The sequence below is a fragment of the Pedobacter montanisoli genome (assembly GCF_022809115.1).
Taxonomy (GTDB): Bacteria; Bacteroidota; Bacteroidia; order Sphingobacteriales; family Sphingobacteriaceae; genus Pedobacter; species Pedobacter montanisoli.
Window position 1 is genome coordinate 1,097,224 of record NZ_JALGBH010000002.1, and the last position, 24,736, is coordinate 1,121,959.

The 24,736-nt window shown below is 36.3% G+C and carries 22 protein-coding genes; 9 read left to right on the top strand and 13 right to left on the bottom strand.

What is annotated here, in order from left to right; genetic code table 11:
- The first annotated feature begins 45 nt into the window (after positions 1 to 45).
- From queG to MMF97_RS12545, 3 genes are read left to right on the top strand one after another with little or no spacing between them, the layout of a single operon-like run.
- Entirely contained in the window at positions 46 to 993 is a 948-nt protein-coding gene (gene queG, locus MMF97_RS12535) for a tRNA epoxyqueuosine(34) reductase QueG (RefSeq protein ID WP_243362758.1), read from the top strand.
- Positions 990 to 1,835 (top strand): hypothetical protein, encoded by an 846-nt coding sequence (locus MMF97_RS12540; RefSeq protein WP_243362759.1) that lies wholly within the window; start codon positions 990 to 992, stop codon positions 1,833 to 1,835. Before queG ends, MMF97_RS12540 begins: the two co-directional genes overlap by 4 nt.
- Positions 1,836 to 1,880: 45 nt before the next feature.
- A complete protein-coding gene (locus MMF97_RS12545; protein WP_243362760.1) occupies positions 1,881 to 2,417 on the top strand; it encodes a hypothetical protein in 537 nt (178 codons plus the stop codon).
- A gap of 84 nt (positions 2,418 to 2,501) precedes the next feature.
- Here the strand turns inward: MMF97_RS12545 and MMF97_RS12550 are convergent, their stop codons facing one another.
- The 4 genes from MMF97_RS12550 to MMF97_RS12565 all read right to left on the bottom strand — a co-directional run bounded on the left by MMF97_RS12550 (position 2,502) and on the right by MMF97_RS12565 (position 7,929).
- Positions 2,502 to 4,187, bottom strand: a complete 1,686-nt coding sequence (locus MMF97_RS12550) for an alpha/beta hydrolase (RefSeq protein WP_243362761.1) — start codon at positions 4,185 to 4,187, stop codon at positions 2,502 to 2,504.
- A 75-nt stretch (positions 4,188 to 4,262) separates the two neighbouring features.
- Positions 4,263 to 5,093 (bottom strand): helix-turn-helix domain-containing protein, encoded by an 831-nt coding sequence (locus MMF97_RS12555; protein WP_243362763.1) that lies wholly within the window; start codon positions 5,091 to 5,093, stop codon positions 4,263 to 4,265.
- Positions 5,094 to 5,147: 54 nt separating this feature from the next.
- Positions 5,148 to 7,013, bottom strand: coding sequence for a M1 family metallopeptidase (locus MMF97_RS12560; RefSeq protein ID WP_243362765.1), 1,866 nt, complete (start codon positions 7,011 to 7,013; stop codon positions 5,148 to 5,150).
- A gap of 10 nt (positions 7,014 to 7,023) precedes the next feature.
- Positions 7,024 to 7,929: a 3'-5' exonuclease gene (locus MMF97_RS12565; RefSeq protein ID WP_243362767.1), complete on the bottom strand. Its 906-nt coding sequence runs from the start codon at positions 7,927 to 7,929 to the stop codon at positions 7,024 to 7,026.
- A 127-nt stretch (positions 7,930 to 8,056) separates the two neighbouring features.
- Between MMF97_RS12565 and MMF97_RS12570 the strand changes: the two genes are divergently transcribed.
- Both MMF97_RS12570 and MMF97_RS12575 read left to right on the top strand, forming a co-directional pair.
- The gene (locus MMF97_RS12570) at positions 8,057 to 10,036 is read left to right on the top strand and encodes a DUF3857 domain-containing protein (RefSeq protein WP_243362768.1); all 1,980 of its coding nucleotides are present in this window, start codon (positions 8,057 to 8,059) and stop codon (positions 10,034 to 10,036) included.
- The gene (locus tag MMF97_RS12575; protein ID WP_243362769.1) at positions 10,036 to 11,934 is read left to right on the top strand and encodes a DUF3857 domain-containing protein; all 1,899 of its coding nucleotides are present in this window, start codon (positions 10,036 to 10,038) and stop codon (positions 11,932 to 11,934) included. The genes MMF97_RS12570 and MMF97_RS12575 overlap by 1 nt, the downstream gene beginning before the upstream one ends.
- Here MMF97_RS12575 and MMF97_RS14610 read toward each other — a convergent pair.
- The 9 genes from MMF97_RS14610 to MMF97_RS12615 all read right to left on the bottom strand — a co-directional run bounded on the left by MMF97_RS14610 (position 11,918) and on the right by MMF97_RS12615 (position 19,554).
- Positions 11,918 to 12,040, bottom strand: a complete 123-nt coding sequence (locus MMF97_RS14610) for a hypothetical protein (protein WP_262916129.1) — start codon at positions 12,038 to 12,040, stop codon at positions 11,918 to 11,920. The two genes, MMF97_RS12575 and MMF97_RS14610, sit on opposite strands and share 17 nt — an antisense overlap.
- A gap of 73 nt (positions 12,041 to 12,113) precedes the next feature.
- Positions 12,114 to 12,731 (bottom strand): thioredoxin family protein, encoded by a 618-nt coding sequence (locus MMF97_RS12580; protein ID WP_243362770.1) that lies wholly within the window; start codon positions 12,729 to 12,731, stop codon positions 12,114 to 12,116.
- A 22-nt stretch (positions 12,732 to 12,753) separates the two neighbouring features.
- A complete protein-coding gene (locus MMF97_RS12585) occupies positions 12,754 to 13,236 on the bottom strand; it encodes a TlpA disulfide reductase family protein (RefSeq protein WP_243362771.1) in 483 nt (160 codons plus the stop codon).
- The gene (locus tag MMF97_RS12590; RefSeq protein ID WP_243362772.1) at positions 13,233 to 13,790 is read right to left on the bottom strand and encodes a redoxin domain-containing protein; all 558 of its coding nucleotides are present in this window, start codon (positions 13,788 to 13,790) and stop codon (positions 13,233 to 13,235) included. Before MMF97_RS12590 ends, MMF97_RS12585 begins: the two co-directional genes overlap by 4 nt.
- 6 nt (positions 13,791 to 13,796) lie before the next feature.
- Entirely contained in the window at positions 13,797 to 14,297 is a 501-nt protein-coding gene (locus MMF97_RS12595; RefSeq protein ID WP_243362773.1) for a C40 family peptidase, read from the bottom strand.
- Between the two features lie 4 nt (positions 14,298 to 14,301).
- The gene (locus tag MMF97_RS12600) at positions 14,302 to 14,589 is read right to left on the bottom strand and encodes a helix-hairpin-helix domain-containing protein (RefSeq protein ID WP_243362774.1); all 288 of its coding nucleotides are present in this window, start codon (positions 14,587 to 14,589) and stop codon (positions 14,302 to 14,304) included.
- A 7-nt stretch (positions 14,590 to 14,596) separates the two neighbouring features.
- A complete protein-coding gene (gene mutS / locus MMF97_RS12605) occupies positions 14,597 to 17,206 on the bottom strand; it encodes a DNA mismatch repair protein MutS (RefSeq protein WP_243362775.1) in 2,610 nt (869 codons plus the stop codon).
- Positions 17,207 to 17,572: 366 nt separating this feature from the next.
- Positions 17,573 to 18,892 (bottom strand): tRNA (N(6)-L-threonylcarbamoyladenosine(37)-C(2))-methylthiotransferase MtaB, encoded by a 1,320-nt coding sequence (gene mtaB, locus MMF97_RS12610; protein WP_243362776.1) that lies wholly within the window; start codon positions 18,890 to 18,892, stop codon positions 17,573 to 17,575.
- A gap of 95 nt (positions 18,893 to 18,987) precedes the next feature.
- A complete protein-coding gene (locus MMF97_RS12615) occupies positions 18,988 to 19,554 on the bottom strand; it encodes a UbiX family flavin prenyltransferase (protein ID WP_394801171.1) in 567 nt (188 codons plus the stop codon).
- A 333-nt stretch (positions 19,555 to 19,887) separates the two neighbouring features.
- Here MMF97_RS12615 and MMF97_RS12620 point away from each other — a divergent pair, with 333 nt between their 5' ends.
- From MMF97_RS12620 to mnmA, 4 genes are all read left to right on the top strand, one after another.
- The gene (locus MMF97_RS12620) at positions 19,888 to 20,430 is read left to right on the top strand and encodes a lipocalin family protein (protein WP_243362777.1); all 543 of its coding nucleotides are present in this window, start codon (positions 19,888 to 19,890) and stop codon (positions 20,428 to 20,430) included.
- 162 nt (positions 20,431 to 20,592) lie between these two features.
- Positions 20,593 to 21,306, top strand: a complete 714-nt coding sequence (locus MMF97_RS12625; RefSeq protein ID WP_243362778.1) for a 3'-5' exonuclease — start codon at positions 20,593 to 20,595, stop codon at positions 21,304 to 21,306.
- Entirely contained in the window at positions 21,306 to 23,012 is a 1,707-nt protein-coding gene (locus tag MMF97_RS12630) for an ABC transporter ATP-binding protein (protein WP_243363314.1), read from the top strand. The genes MMF97_RS12625 and MMF97_RS12630 overlap by 1 nt, the downstream gene beginning before the upstream one ends.
- Positions 23,013 to 23,440: 428 nt before the next feature.
- Positions 23,441 to 24,532: a tRNA 2-thiouridine(34) synthase MnmA gene (gene mnmA, locus MMF97_RS12635; protein ID WP_243362779.1), complete on the top strand. Its 1,092-nt coding sequence runs from the start codon at positions 23,441 to 23,443 to the stop codon at positions 24,530 to 24,532.
- Positions 24,533 to 24,736: the final 204 nt, after the last annotated feature.

A 24,736-nucleotide genomic window follows, 5' to 3' on the forward strand; every position in this document is an offset into this window, starting at 1 on the left:
TAAATACATTAAATAGTTTTTCATGAATGGTTATCTTTGTCTTTCATGTTCAATAAGGCAGCCACATATAGTCAGATGATTAAAAACGAAGCATTACGCTTGGGTTTTATGGCTTGTGGCATATCTAAAGCAACATTTTTGGAAGAAGAAGCCCCACGTCTAGAAAAGTGGTTAAAAAACAACCACCATGGCGAGATGGCTTATATGGAAAACCATTTTGATAAACGCCTTGATCCACGCTTACTGGTTGAAGGCGCAAAATCTGTGGTATCGCTCACCTTAAATTATTTTACTGATTTAAAGCAACAGGATGCAAGCGCCCCAAAGATTTCTAAATATGCCTATGGCACAGATTACCACAGTGTAATTAAAGATAAGCTTCAGGCCTTGATGGCTTTTATTCGTGAAAATATTGGTGAAGTAGATGGTCGTTGCTTTGTAGATTCAGCACCGGTTTTAGATAAAGCATGGGCCAAAAAATCGGGTTTGGGCTGGATTGGTAAAAATGCCAATCTCATCAGCAAACAGGTGGGTTCTTTCTTTTTCCTATCAGAGCTGATTATAGACCTTGAACTGGCCTACGATGATCCTTTTCCTACCGATCACTGTGGTTCGTGTACACGTTGCATAGACGCTTGCCCTACCAATGCCATTGTAGCCCCATATACCATTGATGGAAGCCGTTGTATATCTTATCTCACCATAGAACTTAAAAACGAAATACCTCAGGAATTTAAAGGTAAAATGGACAATTGGATGTTTGGTTGTGATGTATGCCAAGATGTGTGCCCTTGGAACAGGTTCTCAACTCCGCACCAAGAAGAACAATTTAAACCTAAAGAAGAGCTGTTAGAATTTAACAAAGCCGAATTGGTTGAAATGACCGATGAGGTCTTTAAACGTGTTTTCAAGAATTCTCCTGTAAAGCGTACCAAGTTTAGCGGACTTAAACGAAACATTGATTTCTTACAATCATCTATCATCGAAGTATGAGAAAGTTTTTATTTATATTATTAGTATTAACAAATTTATATTCAATAAGCTATAGTCAACAATTAAAGTTAAAGAAGAGTAAAAGTCAGCTTTCTGCCACTACTTTTTCAGAACAGATTGCAGATACTACCCGTTCTCTATTAAATCGTGAAGAGACCATTTATAGAGCGATAGCTCAAGGCAATATTCCTGATTATTTGAGAAAGCTAGTTAAGATCAGCATTACGGATACACTGGCAAACAAACCTTATACTTTAGACATTTTTGTGCTGCCAGATTATCTGTCTATAGGAACAAATGAGGATTATCTGTACATGCCCGTAACCCCTATTCTGGCACAAAAGATTGCAAACTTGAGCCATTGCAGTCTCCCTACAAAAAAACTTGTTGATCTCATTTATCAGCATGCAAAAATCAAACTTGAACCACAGCCTATTCCACCTACAAAAGCCATGACTACGGTTGCTGTTTTTGAAAAACACAACCTATTGGTACAAGATCAGTTATTTGGTTTCAATAAGGCACATTTAAACGGTCTGCTTACTGCCGGCAATAAAAAAGATATCATCATTTCTAATAAGATATATGGCGAGAATAGCCCCAGAGTAGTAATCTATGGCTGGCATAAAACCGATAGCAAACCTATACAACCCGTTTACAATAAGCACAGCAACACTTGGGCAGATTACAGTCATGGTTTACGTCTTGTACAAAACAAAGTTTACCTGAACGGTAAAAGCACTACATTACAAAAAATACTGGCAGATCCTGTATTGAGCAAGCTCATCAGTGACGAAGGTTCTATTGAAAAACCTTTCTATCCAATTTTTGAAAAATATTAATTAAATTCAGCAATATGCTAAACCATTGCCCCAAACAAATCAACCATGGAAATCGGCAAAAAATTTAATGCATTAAACCTTGAAGAATACCTCTTCTTTATAGACAATTACAAAAACTATTCAGATTTTAACACCTTAGGCTTATATCGTTCACTTTCTGAAAATGAAAATTTAACCATTGAACAGAAAATTCAAGTTAGAGATTACGCAAATAAGTATTTCGAAAAAACATTTGAATTCCTTCAAATAAAAGACCCTTGGACTTATATCAAAGTAATCACTTTGGGATTAGAGTTAACCAATGCGGATAAAGAAGAGTTATGGAGAAAAATAAGAGTTAACCAAGAAAATATACTTCGTAATAAGAAGATAAAACATCAAAATTTTGGTAAGTATTCAAAGCATAACTGTGGTTATGAAACTTGTCCCATGAACGGGATCATGATTAAACAAGGTTCACATCTTGCAGAATGCAAAATGTGTATCGGGAACAATGACAAGTACCAGCGAAAAGTAAAGTCAGAAAAGAGAAAATCGGAGCGTAAAAACAAAAATCTGATCATAAAAAAGGAACTGGAATAAATATGAACATAGGTTGTCTGAAATCAAGCTTCTGAAACAAATCAGATGGCAGAAAATTTCAGACAACCTCTATCTTCAATGGGTTTAATTTACATTGATCAACAGCTCATCTGCCCATGAAGCTTTCCTGTCGTAATTTTCATTGAAATTTCTAATAATAAAATCTCTGTTATACAAAGGTTTGTATTTGGCTTTTAATTTACCGTTCACATAAACCCATACAGGTTTGTCCATATCAACCATTTCGGGAGATATGAATATTTTTAAAGCCCCTACCCTTGAAGTTTCTATACGAAACGTATTGCTGCTATAATAACCTTTCACAACACCTGATTTTCTCGGAAAGTTAAAAGCACTTAGCAAGGTATCTTTAGCTACAAGCTCATTGGCCTTATTGTAAGCTAATAACCTGTGGATATTAAAGTTAATGGTTTTATGCCAGTTAGCTGCTTTCTGATTCGTATCTAAAGCTGTAACATGTAACCAGTCTGCTTTACCATAATTAATATCATCACATTCCCAGTAAATCTGCTTACGAAAAGGCATTCTGCTTCGGGCCTTTATATCTTTAAAAATTAAAGGATATACTGCTTCAGATTCATCAAACTGTGGAAACCAGTGCGGAAAGCCGTTGTAACGATGATCCTGATAATCTGCCTTAAGCGATTTCATGATTACATTCAGACTGTCATTGCCTTCTGGCGGAAAATAATAATCCTGATCTGTGGATACATTAAAAAAAGATCTATTCTTAATATTTAAGATAAAAGTCCCACCTGTTCTCACTACCGGACGGGTGTTAAAACCATAAAAGCCGGCAAATGGGCTTCGTTGTTTCATTAAATAAGAGAATGATCCCGTTGCACCGTTAGAATGCCCCGTAATAAACACTTTATCATCATCTACATTAACAGACTGCTTTAGTTCTTTGAGCATGGCAGGGATCATAAAAAACCCATCGTTTGGCATCATCCAGTTGTACTGACGAGAAGCCTTAGGATAAACCATAATCACATCATTTAAGGTAGCATATTTGGTATAAAACCTGTTCCACCCTTGTAAAATATCCGCATTTTGAAATTCAGATAATGAATTACCCTGAACTGCTCCATGCAGAAAAAATAATACCGCATAGCTCTTTTCAGGATTGTATTTTGGCGGAAGGCTTACATAATAAGAAGTATATAAGCTGTCTTTTACCTTAAATTTAATAGAGTAATTCTGCTTAGATTTAGGCTTAAATTGATTAAAAGATCTTATACGCTTGTATAATGTTTTTCCATCCTTGATTTCAGCAAGTTTTAAGTTTTTCCAGTTATTCTCCTGAAATTCTGCCTGAGCTTGAGCCAAATCATTAAAAAAAATAGTTTTTAAGGTTTCTGCCCTTTTTACCAGTAAAGGCCATCGCTGGTCTGTAAGCAAGTTCTTATATTCCTCCTTAGCAAATTTCCCGGTAATGCTTCTCCAGGTATTATTCTTTTCATTGTTAAGGGCTAACAAACGCTCCAGGTAACCAAAAGATTTATCTATTTCTTTAAGTTCTCCTGAAAGTACGGCTGATTTATACAATGCTGATTCATCTACATTTTGCGGATATGCTTTAAAAGCTTCTTCATATAAGTTTAATGACTTGCGATACCCTGTCGTATCTTTTGCGGCCCACATCACATGTAATGCACTATCTGTAAGCTTTCGGTAACTCTGTGCATAAGTTTGCTTCAAAGAAAGTGTGCACAGAGAGAATAACAATACGATAAAAATCTTTCTCATAATTCTTTGAATTAATTTCTAATGATGATCCAAAGTTAGCACAACACATAGGCTGGTAATTGTACAATTGGGACATTAGCTCTTAAAACTCCAAAAGGTATCTTCAGAACCTATGAGCTTGCCCTTATTAAAGAATTGAGAAGGTGTAAGTCCGGTTAGTTTCTTACAAGATTTAATGAAATGCGACTGATCGGCATAATGTGCCTCTGCCGACAACATCGTATAATTCTGCAATTTATCTTGATATAACTTATAGTGCATCAATTTTCTAAAACGCACAATTGAACGGTAAGTTTGCGGTGAAACACCTATATATTGCTTAAATAATCGATTAAATTGCTTTCTGCTGATACCTATCTTTTTCTCTGCCAGATCATCTATCAAACATTCTCCTTCTGAATCGTGAAAGGCTTTTAAAGCGTAGGTTATATAAGGATGAGTTATTTCGTTGAATTTAGCAAGCAAGTAATGATCCAACAACGCAACTAATTTTTCTTCATTGGTTTCTCTTAACAATACATCAATTTCTTGGGCAGAAAAAAGTCTAAAGTCTGGCGAAACCTTACGATCTGTAAGACAGGGATTGGTTATGAACTGGTTAATACCAAAAGGCTCAAAAACAATAGCAATCTTATAAACTGGACCTTTTTGCGTGACACTTAAAATATCATCGCGTAAAGGGGTAAATATTTGTAGGGGCTGCGCATGATGGTCATATTCTATAATACTATGATTTTTAAGTAAGGTACAGCTATGATTTTTATAAATAGAAACTGTGCTGTTATAATGCGGATAACAGGTATATTCATTATAATACTCTGGCTTACTGGCAATATCTATGTAGTAATAACTTACATATTTTTGCAACAGACTATTTTGAGGTTTAAATGTTTTGAATAGCTCCATTTACAACAAAAGACACTAAAAAGTGCCTTTTGTTGCATTATGAAGTAAATAAAATCAATTTAATTCATAAACATTATCTTTTTTATTTTTATCGGGCACGTGGCTGCTACCCATCACCACTTTTTTAAGCTTTTTAACTGATTTTACATTTGAGCTATAAATGCTATTACCGCTTTCCCATACGCCAATAGTATGGTGTATTTTTTCGGTAGAACCATCTTCGTAGCTTAAGGTTAAATCTATAGGCAGTGGTTTCGTTCCTTTATTTTCTATTTCAATAGCATAGCCTTCTGCTGTTTTATTTACTGATTTTACAGCCATATCTAACACGCCACCCTCAAAGAACCAGCGTTTCCAGAACCAGTCCAGATTTTTACCTGAACCTGCATTCATACTGTAAAAGAAATCATATGGCATGGGGTGTTTACCATTCCACAGTTTAATATAGTGATGCAAAGCTTTGGTAAACAGTTCATCACCCAAATAATCTTTGATATAAAGGTAGCCTAAACCAGGTTTAGGATAAGAATTGGTAAAGCTTCCTGAACCTTTAAGATCAGGGGTAAGGGTCATGATCGGGGTGTCATCTTTACTTCCAGAACTAGATCCTGTAGCAGCAATTCCATAATCGTCAACAATACTGTTATCTATCATTGGAGATATTAGCCATTCGCCAATGGTTGCCCAACCTTCGTCCATCCAGCCGTATTTGGTTTCGTTTATTCCCATATAGAAAGGAAACATGGTATGAAAAATTTCATGGTCGGTTAAGGTAATGGCATCTGTTCTGTTATCAACCGGATTGTCATTTACCATCATTGGGTATTCCATCTGATCTAAACCATCAAAAACGGTTTCATGACTATATGGAAAAGGCCATTTAGGAAATGAATAGCTCATGGCGTGCACCGTTTTCTTGGCGAAATCAATTACCTCATAATAATCTTTATGTTGAGCATTAAAAACAGCATCTACACGAGTACGCCTTTGCGTATTCGGATCTACTACCAAACTGGTAGATTTCCATAAATAATGGTTACTGGTTGCAAAAGCAAAATCGACCACATTTTTTGCTTCAAACTTAAAGGTATTGTACGGTTTTGGAGCTGTAACCTTGTGCTGCGCAAGCGTAACACTATCTATCACATCTACTACATCATCTGTTTGATGTGCCAGCAGGTATTTTTCAAGTACATTTTTGGTAAAAACTTCTTTGGCATTCAACAAATCGCCTGTAGCCCATACCGCATAGTTCTGTGGTACGGTAATGGCAGCTTTAAAATTGCAAAAATCATTGTAAAACTCTTCAGAACCCGTATAAGGAAATTTGTTCCAGCCATCTATATCATCATAAACAGCTATGCGTGGAAATGAATATGCTATAAAATGGGCGCCTTCATCTACTTGTCCGGTACGCACATGAGAACCTTTGTTTAAAGTATAATTGTAGCTTATTTTAAATTTCAAAGATTTGCCGGGTTGTAATGCAGGTATTGTCATGTGCATATTGGTGCCGTCAATAACCAAACGCTCAATTTCCTGAGCTTGTCCATTCAGCAAAACTTTAGTAATCTGAACCCCATCACCCAGATCGCTTTCACTGATCTTACTTTTTCTTGGCGTTCCTTTCTTATAAAGATTAGGATAAAGCTTAAACCAGATTTCGTTCAGAACATCAGGACTGTTATTGGTATAAACAATCTCTACTTCACCTTTAAGCAAACGCGTTTCGGGATTAAAATCTATTTTAAGATCGTAATTGGCCGTATTTTGCCAGTAATTTTTACCAGGAGCACCACTTCTATCTCGGGTACCTTTCTGATAAGCTTGTTCAAACTCAGGTCCAACACTTAATTGTGCCTGAGCTGTTAGAGTTAATACCGTAAAAACTGCGGCATAAAATAATTTATTCCATTTCATAGCTGATGTTTTATTTACCAAATTTCATTTTTAACTGTTCCAGCATATCATTGGTAACTGGTTTTGCAGGTTGTGGTTTTTGGGTTCTGGTAGCTTGTTTCTGCTCTTCTTTCTTTTTAGACCATCTTTTCCACACATCTTCCAGTTTTTTCTTGGTAAACAAAGGAAAATCTCCCTGCATCATCCAGGCATAATAACTGGGCTCTGTATCAAAAATACTTTCCAATGTACGTCCTTTATGCTTACCAAAGTTAATGGTCTCCTCTCCTTTTTCGTTATATACAATACGTCCGGCATAATCTACCGATTTGTTCATATTGGTAAATTCATGAAGCGCATCTACATTGTTCTGCACAGGAACCGATTTTTTTCCGCTCTTATCTTCAAATTCAGCCTCTTTATACTTTTCAAGTTGAGCCAAAAGCACTTCGTAAGTTGCTCTTATATCAGCCTCGGCAGAATGTGCATTGATCAGCTCTTTCTCGCAATAGAATTTGTAGGCCGCTTTTAGTGTACGTTGTTCCATTTGGTGAAAAATATTCTGTACATCTACAAACTTCCTGTCGTTCATATCAAAATCTATCCCTACACGTAAAAATTCTTCTAAAAGCATCGGAATATCAAACTTGTTTGAATTATAACCCGCTAAATCTGCATCTGCTATAAAATCGGCTATTTCTTGCGCTATAGCACCAAAAACAGGTGCATCTTTAATGTCTTCGTCATAAATGCCATGGATCAATGATGTAGCCAAGGGAATCGGCATTTCAGGGTTTATTCTTTTGGTCAATATCTGCTCTGTTCCATCGGGCATAATTTTTAAAACGGCTATTTCTACGATCCTGTCTATACCTACGTTAATACCGGTAGCTTCCAGGTCAAAAAATGCCAAAGGGCGTCTCAGGTTTAATTTCATGATAAAAAACTTAATATTCAAAGGTGCTAAAAACCTTTGTTACTTGCTATTTTTTCTTTAAAAAGCCTCAATTATCAAATAAAATGTAAATTGCACATTTAACCATCACAAACTAACAAACTATTTTATGTATAAGATCTTAATTATCGCTTGCGTATTCTTCTCTTTTGGTGCATACGCACAGGATTTCTCCTATGGAGATATTGAAGATTCTGAGCAAAGCTTTAGCAAAAGTACTTTAGACAGTAATGCCAATGCCATATATCTTAATGAGTACGGTACTTCCAGATTCATATTTGATTCGCAAACGGGAAATATGAAATTAGTTCATGATTATCATGCCAGAATCAAGATTTTCAATAAAGACGGTGCTAAGTCTGCCGATATTGTAGTGCCCCTATACAGATATGGCACAGGGAACGATCAGCAGGAATACATTTCCAATCTTACAGCCTCAACCTTTAATTATGCAAATGGTTCTTACAATGAAAGTGTCCTGAATAAGAACAACATCTTTCGCGAGAACAAGAATAAATATGTTACGCTGGTAAAGTTTACCCTACCCAATATTAAAGACAATTCTATTATTGAGTATAAATATACCATAGAAAGCCCTTACCTCTTTAATTACAGAACCTGGGAATTCCAAACAGATATTCCAAAATTAAAAAGCACATATATTGCCTATATTCCTTCAAACTACAATTATAACGTTACACTAAGAGGTTTTTATAAACTTAGTGATTCAAAAGCCGAAATATCTCGTGAATGTTTAAGGGTTTCTGGTGTGGATATGGACTGTTCTAAGTTAACTTATACGATGAACTATATACCTGCTTTTATAGAAGAAGAGTACATGACTTCGGCTGCAAACTACAAATCGGCTATTTATTTTGAACTGGCAGAGGTATTTTACTTAAACGGTTCAAGAAAGAAATACACCAGCACATGGAAAGATGTAGAAATGCAACTGGTAGATGATAAGAATTTTGGTGGCCATCTTAAACGAAAAGATGTTTTTAAAGATATTGTACCTAACATCACTAAAGATGCCAGTACAGAACTGGAGAAAGCAAAAGCCATTTTTGACTACATCAAAAAACAAATTAAATGGAACAACATTTACTCAAAATATGGCGACGAAAGTATTAAATCTGTATTGGAAAGCCGTTCAGGAAATTCAGCAGAAATTAATTTATCATTAATAGCAGCTTTGTCTGCTGCTAATATTGATGTGGAAGCTGTGATCTTATCTACCAGAGATAATGGTATGGTGAGTAAAATAAATCCGGTAATCAGCGAATTCAACTATGTAATTGCCAAAGCCAATATTGATGGCGAAAGCTATCTGTTAGACGCCACAGAGCCACTAATTCAATTCGGTTTACTGCCTTTAAGATGTGTAAATGATCAGGGAAGGGTAATTAATCTGAAAAAACCCTCATACTGGATTGATCTTAAAGCCAATAAAAAAAGCACCAGTGTTCATTTCTTTAACGGAAAATTAGGCAAGGATGGAAAAATTACCGGCAAATTAACTTCCAGCAGTAATGGTTACGACGCCTTAAGTACCCGGAAAAACATTAAAAAATATTCTTCACTAGATGAGTATGTAGAAAAACTGGAAGAAAAATTATCTGGTATTAAAATCAAAGATTTTTCGATTAAAAATATAGACAGTATAGATCTTCTCATGGAAGAAGAATATCAGTTAGAATTTACTGTTCAGAATATGCAAAATGCAGATCAATCTTATTTCAGTCCATTTTTTATTAATCCGATAAAGAAAAATCCTTTCAAATTAAAAGAGAGAAATTATCCGGTAGATCTTGGAGCGCAGTATGAAGAGAGAACTACCATTAATTTGGAACTTCCTGAAAATTACAAAGTAAAAGAAACACCTAAAGAAATTGCGGTTTCATTGCCTAATAACGGTGGCAGGTATCTGTTGCAAACTACTGTTAATGATGGCAGCATGATGATTAGCCAGGTATTTACTTTAAATAAACCTATTTACAGCGCAGAGGAATATTTTGCGCTTAAAGAATTTTATAACAGAATCATACAGGCACAGAAAACTGAGATTTTATTAACTAAAGCCAAGTAATGAGAAAAATATTATTATCCATATTATCAGTAATTAGTGTTTTTTATGCAAATGCACAGAATTTTAGTGCAGAAACCATACCTCAGGCTTTAAAAAACAGAGCTACCGCAATTATAAGACAGAGTGAAACAACGGTTGATATGCGTTCAACAGACAATGTAATGTTAACGGTTAAAAAAGCAATTACGATCCTTAACAAAAATGGAGATGATCATGCTTCACTAGCGCTGTTTTATGATAAAAATACTTCTATTAAAGGCGTTAAAGGAGAGATTTATGATGAGTTTGGCAAATTGACCAGCAAGTTCTCTTTAAGTAATTTCAAAGATGAAAGCGCCGTAAGTAATTTTTCTTTATATGAAGACAGCAGGGTTAAATATTACAGCCCGGCGGTTAACATATATCCTTATACCATTGTTTATACCTATGAAATTCGCAATAAACAGAATCTGGTTATACCCGAGTGGCGACCTATCTCAAGTTATGACATTGCTGCCGAAAAAAGTACTTATCAGTTCATTTGCAATCCAAAAGATGAATTACGCATTCATTCTGCTAATTATAACAGAACACCTGAAGAAGTTCTTACCGATAAACAGAAAGTTTTAAAATGGTCTGTAGAAAACGTGGCTGCCATAAAACAGGAAGATTACAGCCCAAATGCAGCTGTTTTTCTGACCAGCATAAAAGTGGCACCTAAAGACTTCGTATATTATAATTTAAAGGGCAGTTACAGTAACTGGGATGAACTTGGAAAAATTACTTACGATAATTTATTAAAAAACAGACAGGATTTACCCGCTCCAACTAAAGACTTTATTAGAGAACTGGTAAGTAAAGAAAAAACCGACCGTGATAAAGCACAAAAAATATATAAATATATGCAGCAAAAAACCAGATACATCAGCGTTCAGCTGGGTATAGGCGGTTTGCAGCCTTCTTTTGCTTCAGACGTAGATAAATTAGGCTATGGTGATTGTAAAGGACTTGTAAATTACATGCAGAGCCTACTGGATGCGGTAAATATAGAATCTTACTATTGTGTTGTTGAAGCCGGCAATAACAAAAAAGATCTGATCTCATCATTTGCCAGTATGGAACAGGGAAATCACATTATACTTTGTTTGCCTTTAAAAGGTGATACCACTTGGCTAGAATGCACCGATCAGGAAATTCCTTTTGGGTATTTAGGGAGTTTTACCAGCAACCGTTTGGTATTAGCTTGTACAAAAGATGGCGGAAAATTACTGAAAACGCCAAAATATAATGCCGAAAACAGCCTTCAGGAACGAAAAGCTTCTTTTGTACTTTCTAAAGAAGGTAATCTTAAGGGAAATGTAACGACCACGTTTAAAGGAGAACAGTATGAAAATCATACATACCTGCTCAATAAATCTCAAAACGACAGGGAAAATGCATTAAGGAAGATATACGATGTGAACAATATCAATTTTGATGAGATAGCGTTCAAAAAAGATGAAGACCAGATCATTTTCACAGAAGATCTAAAGATAAACGTCGGACATTACGCACCTGTAAACAATGGTAAGTTATTTTTAAACCCAAATCTGCTAAATGTTAAAAAGAGTATTCCATTTATCAGAAACCGGGTTCTACCCTTATATATCAGTTCAGGTTATACAGATGTTGATCATATCTCTTACACCTTAGATCAGGATATTGTACCTGAATTTCAACCCAAATCTGTGCATATTAAAAATGAGTTTGGTTCTTATACTTTAGAAGTAAAGAAAGAGGATAATAAGTTGATCTATTACAGGATATTATCTATTAAAGAAGGTATGTATAAAGCTGCAGATTATGCTAAATTTCAGGAATTTATAAGTGAGGTTGTTCAAAATGATAACTTAAAGCTTATTCTTAGCTTAAAAGGATAATACCCACACCAATACCTACTGCCATAATCAGGTACATGAGAACCTCTGTAGTGGCAAAGCGCTTATATTTTGTCCAAAATGAATAGTCTTCTTTATCTTCTTTCATAATTTGGCAAATATAGCGATAAGTAAAAGAGGATATCAAATGGTATTTTTTGATATCCTCTTTATATTAAAGATTACTTACCTGCTGCTTTTTTCCATTTTATACTGCATCCAATAGCCTTGGTAAAACCTACAGTTGGTTTTTCACCTTTGAGCAATTGATTTACGGCATTCTGAACATAATTATCACGTACAGGATTTTCCATCTCCTGATCGTTGTCAATGGCGCCTATGTAAGCCACTTCATTTCCTTTGGCTGTTTTCTGCAATACAAAAACATGCGGCGTTTTATTGGCACCATATTTTTTGGTATAAACGTGGTTAGGATCCTCTAAATAAGCAAAAGTAAATTTCTTGCTTTTAGCTCTTTCCTGCATTTGATCAAAACTATCGCCTGGCGAAACAATAGGATCATTTGTATTGATAGCAACCACAGGATAACCTTTTGCTGCAAACATTTTATGAAGACCTTCTACCCTGTCTTCATATGCTCTTGAAACCGGGCAGGTATTGCAGGTAAAAACCACGATATAGCCTTTGGCATCTTTATAATCAGTCAGCGATACCATTTTTTCATTGACATTCTTTAATTTAAAATCTGCGGCCAGATCGCCCAGTTGATAACCTTTATCTTGTGCCTTTACGGTTATAAAGCCCATGATCGTTATACAGAGTATTACTAATCTTTTCATAGCTTCATTTTTTAGATTTATATTATTGGTTACTTATTCTCTTAATATGTGTTGCTAATTCTGTATAGCTAAATTCTTTCTCGTAAAATTCCTTGATCTTCTTTTGGGTATTGATAAATAAGGTAGCCGGTAAAGCCCCCGACCATTTTTTATCTACTCCATCTATAAATGCCTGCTGGTTAGAAGCACTGGCTACAAAAACCTCTGATCTTATCTGGTTCTTCGCAACAAAAGGAACAACAGCTTCTTTGATTTTTGACTTAAAATCCATACTGATCAATAAAACTTTTATAGGCAATTTGCTGTTTTCTGCATTCAGTTTTTCAAAATAAGGTAACTCTTCTACACAAGGCCCACACCAGGTTGCCCAGAAATTAATAACGTAAGTTGTATCCTTTCCTTTGGCTACTCTTTGCTCCAGCTCATTTAAAGTTAATAATTTAACCTGGGCTTTTAAACCAACATAACTTATTAATAATAAAAGTATTACCACAATCTTTTTCATACCTTATTTATTAATGTGTTTAACCTTTGCTCCACAAATTTGTTTTGTGGTTTTCTTGAAGGATCTACCTCATCGTCTATCTGGCCTATATATTTAATTAAATAACCTTTGGTCTGTTTTTTTAAGATCACAGCTGTAGGTGTTTTCTTAATACCTAAAAGCCAGGTATATTTAAAATTCTCATCAGACAGGTAAGGAAAGGTAAATCCTTTTTTAACGGCCATTTCTTTCATGGCTGGTAAAGCATCAAGTGGGTATTTCACTGCATTATCGCCATAAGGCCCAATGGCTACAACAGGATAACCCAGAGATTTGTACTTTTTATGTAAAGCAATAACCCTGTCTTCATATAAAATACAATGGTCGCAGCTAGGTGTCATAAATACAAGCACAAACCCTTTAACCTGTTTTTGTGCATTTAGATCGTAAGTTTTACCATCAATATTTTTGAGTACAATATTATCCAGTACAGAACCTTCTTTAAGTGGTTCCTGTGCTTTTAGCTGGCTGCAAACCGAGAGCAATAATATTAAAAATAGCTTTTTAAATTTCATATGTTTTTATTTAGGTGAACCCGCTTTTACAAAGGCATTCTGATAAGCTGGCAAAGTAAGGTCATCAACAATAACGCCTCTGGTTGTAGAGGCATGAACAAAAAAATCATTATTTAAATAAATACCCACGTGATCAACCTCTTTACCACCAAACGAAAAGAATACCAGATCTCCTTCTTTAAGATGGCTTAAGTTTTTCTTTTTTATGGCATCTGCCTGATCCTTGGATCTTCTGGGCAATTCTACATTATAGATCTGTTTTTGTAGCAAGAGGGCAAAGCCAGAGCAGTCGATACCGCTTTTATCCAAGCCGCCTAATTTATAACGCACACCACTCCAGTCTGTAATGAACCGATAAAGTTGTTTGCTCTTTAAATTAGACATTGCATCTGCTGCACGTGCAGCCGTACTTTTTTGGGCTACATATTTTTTTGAACCGCAGGATGCTAAGAATAATAGCCCCATTAGTAAGCAGATTGCCGGAAATTGGGTAAACTTCTTCAACATAATTCTAAGTTTTAAAAGATAAACCTGCACTGTTTAATGCTTCCTTTAGCTTAGGTATGCTCGAAATGCCTACACCATGAAACGATAAAATTTCTTTCTCGGTATATTGAGAAAGCATTTCGAGGGATAAAATACCATGGTTACGTAAAGCCCTTTGAGCCGGAGTGCTTAAAACAGCCAAAAAGCCTTCAGTTATTTTTTGCTCACGATCACATACAGGACAAACATTGCAGTTACTACTCTTATCGTACCGATGCCCTTTATCGCATATTTTAAGATTACTGCCTGCCATAATTCTGCTAATTTTTAATTAAACGCTGAATTTCATCTAATTTAAGTAAAGCCTCTACCGGTGTTAAGGTATTTACATCCAGGTTATTTAACGAATCTCTTATTTTAACCAACACGGGATCATCTATGGCAAACATCTGTAACTGGTAAGCCTGATTCTGTACTTTCTTGATACTGTCTTTGATGCTCTGCCCCTCTGTTCTGTCTATTTCTAAACGCTTTAATATTTCATGTGCCCTGCTAATCAGTTTGGAAGGCATACCGGCCATTTTCGCCACATGAATACCAAAACTATGCTCGCTACCACCCGGAACCAGTTTACGCAAAAAGATAACCTTATTTTGCATTTCTTTAATAGTTACGTTATAATTTTTGATCCGGCTCATGGTATTTTCCAAATCGTTAAGTTCGTGATAGTGCGTAGCGAAAAGTGTTTTTGGCCTTGCTGTTGGGTGTTCATGCAAATACTCTGCTATTGCCCAGGCTATGGAAATACCATCATAAGTACTGGTACCGCGACCAATTTCATCTAACAAGATTAAGCTTCGGTCTGAAATATTATTCAGAATACTTGCTGTTTCATTCATCTCTACCATGAAAGTACTTTCGCCCGATGAAATATTATCTGAAGCTCCTACCCTGGTAAAAATCTTATCTACGATGCCCAGTTCGGCGGCTTTTGCCGGAACAAAACAACCCATTTGAGCCATCAGTACAATCAGCGCACTTTGACGCAAAATAGCAGATTTACCCGACATGTTTGGACCTGTGATCATCATGATCTGCTGGTTATCGTTATCAAGAAATACATCATTGGTGATATATTCTTCACCAACAGGCAATTGTTTTTCAATTACAGGGTGACGGCCACCTTTGATATCAATTACTTTCTTGTTATTAAGCTGAGGCTTTACATAGTAATTTTTAGTAGCCAATCTCGCAAAACACAACAAGACATCTAACTGGGCAACAATATAAGCATTGAGCTGTATAGGTTTGATATAATGCGCTACCTGATACATCAGCTCGTTGTATAATTTTACTTCTATAGCCTGTATTTTTTCTTCTGCTCCTAATATCTGCTCCTCGTATTCTTTTAGTTCAGGCGTAACATAGCGCTCTGCGTTTACGAGAGTTTGCTTGCGTATCCAGGTATCGGGTACTTTATCTTTGTGCGTATGGGTTACTTCTAAATAATAGCCAAAAACGTTATTAAAAGATATTTTTAAGGAAGGAATGCCCGTATTAATGATTTCTCTTTTTTGTATTTCCAGTAAATATTCTTTACCACCAAAAGCAACTTTACGCAGTCTGTCCAGTTCTTCATCTACACCATCGGCAATTACATTACCTTTTGCCAGTAGAGCCGGAGGATCGGCCTGCAATTCTCTTTCCAGTTGTTCTTTGATCTGTGTACATGGATTAAGCTGATCGGCCAAAGCTTTGAGGTAAGGACTTTCTGTTTGCTCTGCCAGTGTTTTGATTTCTTCGGTATGGGTAAGTGCTCTTTTAAGTTGCAATAATTCACGTGGGCCAGCCTTTTGTAATCCAACTTTAGAAATGAGGCGTTCTAAATCGCCTATGGGTTTAATATGAGATTGCATTTCATCAGCCAGATCATTATGCTTTACCAAAAACTCAACCATACCTAAACGATCTTGTATAGGTTTAAGTTCTTTAAGCGGCATGATGATCCATTTATGTAATAATCTCGCCCCCATTGGCGTACAGGTATCATCCAGAATATCAAACAGCGTAACCCCATTATCGTTAGCAGTATGCACCAGCTCTAAATTGCGGATGGTAAACCTGTCTAACCACATGTAACGTTCTTCTTCTATACGCGATATAGAAGTGATATGCTGTAGATTACGGTGTTCGGTTTCGCCTAAATAATATAAAATTACACCTGCGGCAACTATGCCCTGTGTAAGTTTATCTACTCCAAAACCTTTTAAAGAGTTTACTTCAAAATGTTTGGTTAAAATTTCATTGGCATAATCTGAGGTAAAAGCCCATTCATCTAAATGGTAGGTATAGAATTTATCACCAAAAAGCTGTAAAAAATCCTGTCTTTTACTTTTTTGGTAAATGACCTCTGTGGGTTTAAAGCTTTGCAACAGCTTATCTACATATTCAGCACTACCTTGTGCTATCAGAAATTCGCCAGTAGAAATATCGCAAAAAGCAACCCCTGTACTACTTTTATCAAGATAAACCGCTGCAAGATAGTTGTTAGATTTCTGACTAAGGATGTTATCACTGTAAGCTACGCCAGGTGTTACCAGTTCAGTAACTCCCCTCTTTACAATGGTTTTGGTCATTTTAGGATCTTCCAACTGATCGCAGATGGCCACCCGTTGTCCGGCTCTTACCAGCTTAGAAAGGTAATTTTCTAAAGAATGGTGCGGAAAACCTGCCAGTTCTAAAGCCCCGTTAGGACCAGTGCCTCTTTTCGTCAATACAATGCCTAAAATTTGTGCCGTTTTAACGGCGTCCTCTCCAAATGTTTCGTAAAAATCTCCAACCCTGAATAACAATAATGCACCGGGATATTTTGCCTTGATAGCATTATATTGTTGCATTAAAGGGGTTTCTTTCGTGTTTGCTTTGGCCAAAATTATCCTAATTTACTTAAGGTGTAAATATACTATCTTAACGTGAAGACACCGTTCTTTGTTGAAAAATTAAGATTGTGGAAAGTACAAGGTTTTGAAAGTCATTTTAAGTATGATATTAGACTCTGAAACAGCCTGTCCAGATATTTCGGGAAGTTCAGGGTGACACGAACTTGAAAACACCACTGCCTACCTACATTTCGACAGGCTCAATGTGACAAAAGGCTCTTGCGATGAGTTCTTAGTTGTCATGCTGAACTTGTTTCAGCATCTTCCTGTTAAATACAGGCACTGAAACAGTCTGTCTCCATATTTCTGGAAGTTCAGAGCTTGCTCCGACTTATTAGGAGGTGACGCTATGATTTTTTAGTGGTGATATACCGTTTCGGGTTCTGCAACTTCCACCTCTCCTTCGGCGCTCAATGCAAGCAGTTTAACCTCTTTCACTTCATTTACCATTACAGGATCGTACTTGGCCTTTACTTTTACATAGTTTTGCGTAAAACCATGCATAAAACCGTCTTTCTGATCATCTTCAAATAAAACAAAAGCATTTTTACCGATCTGATCTTGATAAAATGCTCTTCTTTTCTTATCAGAAAGAATGTGCAGCATTTTATTGCGTTCAAAACGGGTACCTCCGGCAACTTTGCCTTTCATTTCAGCCGCTTCTGTATTTTCTCTTTCTGAATAAGTAAATACATGTAGATATGAAATATCCAGGCCATTCAGAAACTCATAAGTATCTAAGAAATCTTCCTGCGTTTCGCCCGGAAAACCTACAATAACATCCACACCTATACAGCAATGCGGCATTACCTCTTTGATCTTAGCCACCCGTTCTGTATAAAGCTCACGACGGTAACGGCGTTTCATTAAACCTAATATCTTGTTTGAACCCGATTGCAAAGGAATATGGAAATGTGGCACAAAACGTTTCGATTGTGCTACAAACTCAATAATATCATTACTTAACAGATTAGGTTCAATAGAAGAGATCCGAATTCTTTCTATGCCCTCCACTTCGTCAAGTGCTTTAACCAGATCAAAAAAACGATCTTCTCTTTCGCCATTCCTGATCCCAAAATCGCCTAAATTAACTCCGGTAAGTACAATTTCTTTTACGCCACTTTCGGCAATCTGTTTTGCTTTGGCCAATACGTTTTCAATGGTATCGCTACGGCTTGCACCTCTAGCTAACGGAATGGTACAATAAGTACAAGGATAATCACATCCATCCTGCACTTTTAAAAAAGTACGAGTTCTATCGCCAATAGAATAAGCTGCAATAAAATTATGGTTTACTTTTTCTATTTCCTGCTGATGTACAACGGCTTTAGGCTGTTTGGTTAAATCAGAAATGAACTCTACAATCCTGAATTTTTCGGCAGCACCTAAAACCATATCTACGCCTTCTATCTCGGCAATTTCCTGTGGTTTTAGCTGCGCATAACAACCTACAATGGTTACATAGGCCTGCGGCGAATATTTAAGTGCTTCTTTAACTACTTTTCTGCATTTCTTATCAGCATGGTCTGTTACTGAACAGGTATTGATCACATATACATCTGCTCTTTCAGTAAACTCAACTACACGGTAACCGGCATCGGTAAATAAACGCCCGATGGTTGAAGTTTCAGAGAAATTCAACTTACAGCCTAAGGTATAAAATGCAACTTTTTTCATTAAGGCAGCAAAGATACAAAATTTGGTTTTACTAAGGGTCTTTAAGCAATAGCAATGTAAATCCTTACAATTTGATTGCAAGAAACTCTCTTTACTTACTCATTCCAACGATAACTTTCCTTTTCCAAGCCTGCCAGATCTATTACCCTGTCAACCACAGTTTGCGCCAGTTCTTCAATGGTTTTGGGCAAACTGTAAAAAGATGGTACAGCCGGACAGACAATTCCACCTGCTTCGGTTACCGTTTTCATATTTTGTAAATGGATAAGATTAAAAGGCGTATCCCTAACAACCGTAATCAATTTTCTCCGTTCTTTTAAAATTACATCGGCAGCACGGGTAATCAAATCATTGGAGATACCATGTGCTATTCGGCCTATTGTACCCATTGAGCATGGTATAATGATCATGGTATCATACTTTGCAGAGCCTGATGCAAAAGGCGCATTAAAATCCATTTTATGGTAAAAAGTAAATGGATATTGCTGATAGCTTATATCATTAAGCTCTGTTTCCCAAACCTGTTTGGCGTTATCAGACATAACCACTGCTACACGGTCGATCTGGGCTTCTAATTTTAGAAAAGCATCTAACAATAACTTGGCATAAATTGAACCGCTTGCGCCGGTTATGGCTACTATGATTTTTTTCTTTTTCAGCATGATAATGCAAAGATAAAATTAAGCCACAAAAAAGGGCCAGAAAACTTGTTTCTGACCCTACATCTACCTATGAAAAACATACCCCCGAAAGGGTAAGCTCAAAAGTAACTAATTTTTTCTTAGATAATAAAACTTAGAGTAGTATTTTTTCAAAAAAAGAGTTTGTGTAACAAAAATTTGACAAACAATATTTATTTTAATTTGTCTTTAAAAGCTACTTAAAACAGGTATCAAAATCTTTTTTGCGTTTAATTGCTGTCCTTTCAAACTTATTGCAGAGAATTTTGTTGCATTTAAGGACTTGTTTATTGCCTTAAATATAAGATATTACTGATGAAAAAAAGACTTCTCATAACCGGAGGCATTTTTGCCCTTGCTGCTGCTGTTATTCTTTTAAAATCTAAACGTACTATTCCAAAAGGTGTAAAAGCCGTAGAAAACTTTGATCAGGCAAAATATTTAGGCAAATGGTTTGAAATTGCCCGTTTAGATCACAGATTTGAAAAAAACCAGACTTATGTAACTGCTCAGTATGATCTGAATGCCGATGGCAGTATTAAAGTAACCAACAGCGGGTTTGATACCAAAAAAAATAGAGAAAGATCTGTTGTGGGAAAAGCCAGGTTTGTAAAAGATGAACATACCGGTATGTTAGAGGTTTCTTTCTTTGGCCCGTTTTATTCGGGTTATAATGTTATTGCTATTGATAAAGATTATAAATATGCTTTAGTTGCCGGTAAAAACCGCGATTATTTATGGCTGCTTTCAAGAGAAGGCACGATGCCTAAAAACGTAATTAACAATTACTTGAAAATTGCCGAAAATGCCGGATATAACATTTCTAAACTGCTGTGGACACCGCCGCAGGTAAAATAATAAGATCTCTTACCGGTTACTTCTTTAATTCTACTATTTTTCTTTACCCATTTATATAGAATAATTGAGATAGGATCCTATTTCTTATTTACTCCATATTTTATAATTTTTTAAATCATTACATAAGCTGTAACTTGTATTCCAAATCTTACTAAATAAAGTATGCTGGAAGAAATTAACCTCGAGAATGTATTTGTAATTGATATAGAAACAGTTCCGCAGGAAGAGCATTTTCAAAACCTCTCTCCTTTGTTGCAACAATTATGGACAGACAAAACACAATATATACGTAAGGAACTGCATAGCGCAGAAGATTTTTATGAAAGGGCTGGTATCTGGGCAGAATTTGGCAAGATTATTTGCATTAGTGTAGGGTTCTATCATTTAAAAAAACATGAGATGCATTTGCGTATCAGTTCATTTTATGGCAATGATGAAAAAGAGGTCTTAACACAGTTTGTTACGCTGCTTGGTAAACAAAGCAAGAAATTGTTGTTGTGCGCACATAATGGTAAAGAATTTGATTTTCCTTTTTTGTGCCGCCGGATGCTGATCAATGGCCTTCCTATCCCTCATCAATTGCAAATATCAGGTAAAAAACCTTGGGAAATTAACCATATAGATACCATGGAATTATGGAAATTTGGCGATTATAAGCACTATACTTCTTTAAACCTATTGGCTACTATTTTTAACATTCCTACATCTAAAGACGATATTGACGGCAGTATGGTTAAAGAGGTTTATTACAAAGAAAAGAACCTAGAGCGAATTGTAACCTATTGCCAGAAAGATGTAATTACCACTGCACAAATTTTGTTACGTTTTAAAGGATCAGATACAATTAAGGAAGAAAATATTACCTTAGTAAAGTGATGTTGAACATAAAGAAATTAGCCGTTCAGTTTTATAACCAGGAAGAAAAAACATGGTTTGAAGCTGTTCATCATATTGATTTTAAATTAGATAAAGGTAAAGTACTGGGCATTGTGGGTGAATCTGGTTCAGGTAAATCTGTAACCAGTTTTTCTATTATGCGCTTACACGATGCCAAAAACACGCAGATTAAGGGCGAAATTAATTTTGAGCAGATAGATTTGTTGCATCTTAGCGATGATGAAATCAGAAAATACCGTGGCAACAAAATCGCCATGATTTTTCAGGAACCCATGACATCGCTCAATCCTGTTTTTACCTGTGGCTATCAGGTACAGGAAGCCATAATGTTACATCGTAAGGTAAGTAAAGAAGAGGCTAAAAAACAAACTATAGATTTGTTCAAAGAAGTTCAGTTACCACGCCCTGAACAAATTTTTGACAGTTACCCTCACCAGCTTTCAGGTGGACAAAAGCAAAGGGTAATGATCGCGATGGCATTGAGCTGCAACCCTGAATTGCTAATTGCCGACGAACCTACCACCGCATTAGATGTTACGGTGCAAAAAACCATATTAGAGCTTTTATTACGTCTTAAGAATGAGCGTAATATGGCTATGATTTTTATTACACATGATTTAGGTGTGATCAGTGAAATAGCTGATAATCTGCTGGTGATGTACAAAGGTAACGTGGTAGAACAAGGACCTGCAAAGCAATTATTTGAAAATCCGCAGCACGCTTATACCAAAGGATTATTGGCTTGTAAACCTTCCCCTAAAAGACAGCTAAAAAAATTACCTACAGTTGCCGATTTTTTAAACCAAACCGAAAACGTAGAATTGCAGCATTTACTGGCCGAAAATCAGATTACACCTGCAGAAATTAATGAGCGGAGAAGCCTGCTTTATGCACAAAAACCTTTAATTGAAGTTAAAAATTTATGCACCTGGTATCCGATAAAACAAGGTTTATTCAGCAAAGCAAAAAACTATGTAAAAGCTGTTGATGACATTAGTTTTGATGTTTTTCCAGGAGAAACATTAGGATTGGTTGGCGAATCTGGCTGTGGTAAAACTACTTTAGGCAGAACAATTCTACGCTTAATTGAACCTACTTCTGGTCAGATTGTTTATGATGGCAATGACATTACCCATTTAGACAAAAAATCGTTACGTAAACTAAGGCGTGATATACAGATCATTTTCCAAGACCCTTACTCTTCTTTGAACCCACGTTTAACCGTTGGACAGTCTATTATGGAACCTTTGCAGGTACACCATATTTTTAGCAATGACGAAGAACGGAAAGCCCATGTGATCCATCTTTTAGAAAAAGTAAATCTTGGCGCTGAACATTTTAACCGTTATCCGCATGAGTTTTCGGGCGGACAGCGTCAGCGTATCGTTATTGCGAGAGCTTTGGCCTTAAAACCAAAATTTATCATTTGTGATGAGTCTGTTTCTGCCCTCGATGTTTCGGTACAGGCACAAGTATTGAACTTATTGCGGGATCTGCAACAGGAATTTGGCTTAACTTATATCTTTATTTCGCATGATCTGGCTGTAGTTAAACATATTTCAGACCGGATGATCATTATGAACAAGGGCAAAATAGAAGAACAAGGTTTTCCAGATGAAATTTACCATCAGCCTAAAGCGGCTTATACGCAAAAGCTAATCAATGCCATACCGGGTAATTTTTGATTCAAAATTTGTCATGCTGAGCTTGTTTCAGTACCGGGTAAAGGATTCGTCATCCTGAATTTAGTTCAGCATCTTTTATTGTATACTATTAGAAATATAGACTCTGAAATAAATTACCTTCAGTGAACTCGCTTAGCTCGGTTTGCTTTGCAGCAATAAAGATGCGTCATGCTGAACTTGTTTCAGCATCTCAATAACAAACTATGGAATAAACAGTCCCTGAAATAATTCCGATAGCTATCGGAACAGGGTGACGTACTAATTTAAAGATGACGTTAAAACAAAATTCGTCATACTGAACTTCCCGAATTGTCGGGACGGGCTGTTTGAGCATCTTATATAGCTGAGGTTTTTTACATTAACAAGACTGGTAAGCTATAAGGCATAACACTATTAATTGTAACTTTGCAAACATTTTTATTGAAATAATGAGCAAACACGGTAGAATTTTGGTAGCCATGAGTGGCGGAGTAGATAGTTCGGTAGCATCAGTAATGCTGCACGAGCAGGGTTATGAGGTTATTGGCCTTACCATGAAGACCTGGGATTATGCTACATCGGGAAGTAACAGCAAAGAAACAGGCTGTTGCAGTTTAGACAGCATAAACGATGCTCGTACACTGGCTGTAAACTACGGTTTCCCACATTATATTCTTGATATCAGAGATGAATTTGGCGACTTTGTGATCGATAATTTTGTGGATGAGTATTTGGCAGGCAGAACCCCAAATCCTTGCGTTTTATGTAATACCCATATTAAATGGGAAGCTTTATTGAAACGTGCCAACAAATTAGACTGTGAGTTTATTGCTACCGGTCATTACGCCAACATCCGTTTACAGGATAACGGCCGTTATGTAATTTCTAAAGGAAAAGACGAAAATAAAGACCAATCTTATGTTTTGTGGGGTGTATCTCAAGAAAATCTGGCAAGAACCAAATTTCCTCTAGGTAGCTTTACCAAAGCTGAAATCAGACAAATGGCGCTGGATATGGGGCAGGAAGAACTGGCTAAAAAAAGCGAAAGCTATGAAATATGCTTTGTACCTGATAATGATTACCGCGCTTTCTTAAAACACAAAGTTCCTGATTTAGAAGAACGTGTAGCCGGCGGTAATTTTGTAGATACCAAAGGAATGGTAATTGGGCAACATAAAGGTTACCCTTTTTACACCATTGGTCAGCGTAAAGGTTTAGGAGTTGCTTTTGGCGAACCTATGTTTGTTACGCAGATTTTACCCGAAAGCAATACTGTGGTTTTAGGCCGTGCAGATGAATTGGAACGTAAAGAAGCCTTGGTTAAAAACGTTAACCTGATCAAATACGGAAACATCAATGAGCCTTTAGGCGATGTGGTAACCAAGATACGTTATAAAGATGCAGGTACTTTAAGTACCATTGTACAGGAAGGCAATAACATGAAAGTTGCTTTTGAACATAATGTTTCTGCCATTGCTCCGGGGCAATCGGCTGTATTTTATGAAGGTAATGATCTTTTAGGCGGTGGTTTCCTCATGTAATTTAAAATCCTTTTTTCCCTGTTCTTCACTTTACTTAAAGTGATTATTCAGGATATAAAAAACCCCGATGTTAAAAACATCGGGGTTTTCTTTTTGTGTTAATGTTCGTCATGCTGAACTTGTTTCAGCATCTATGGTAAGACTCTGAAATAAGTTTATGCTGTAGCTTTCCGCTTCGCTCCAAGTCAAAGTGACAATAAATTA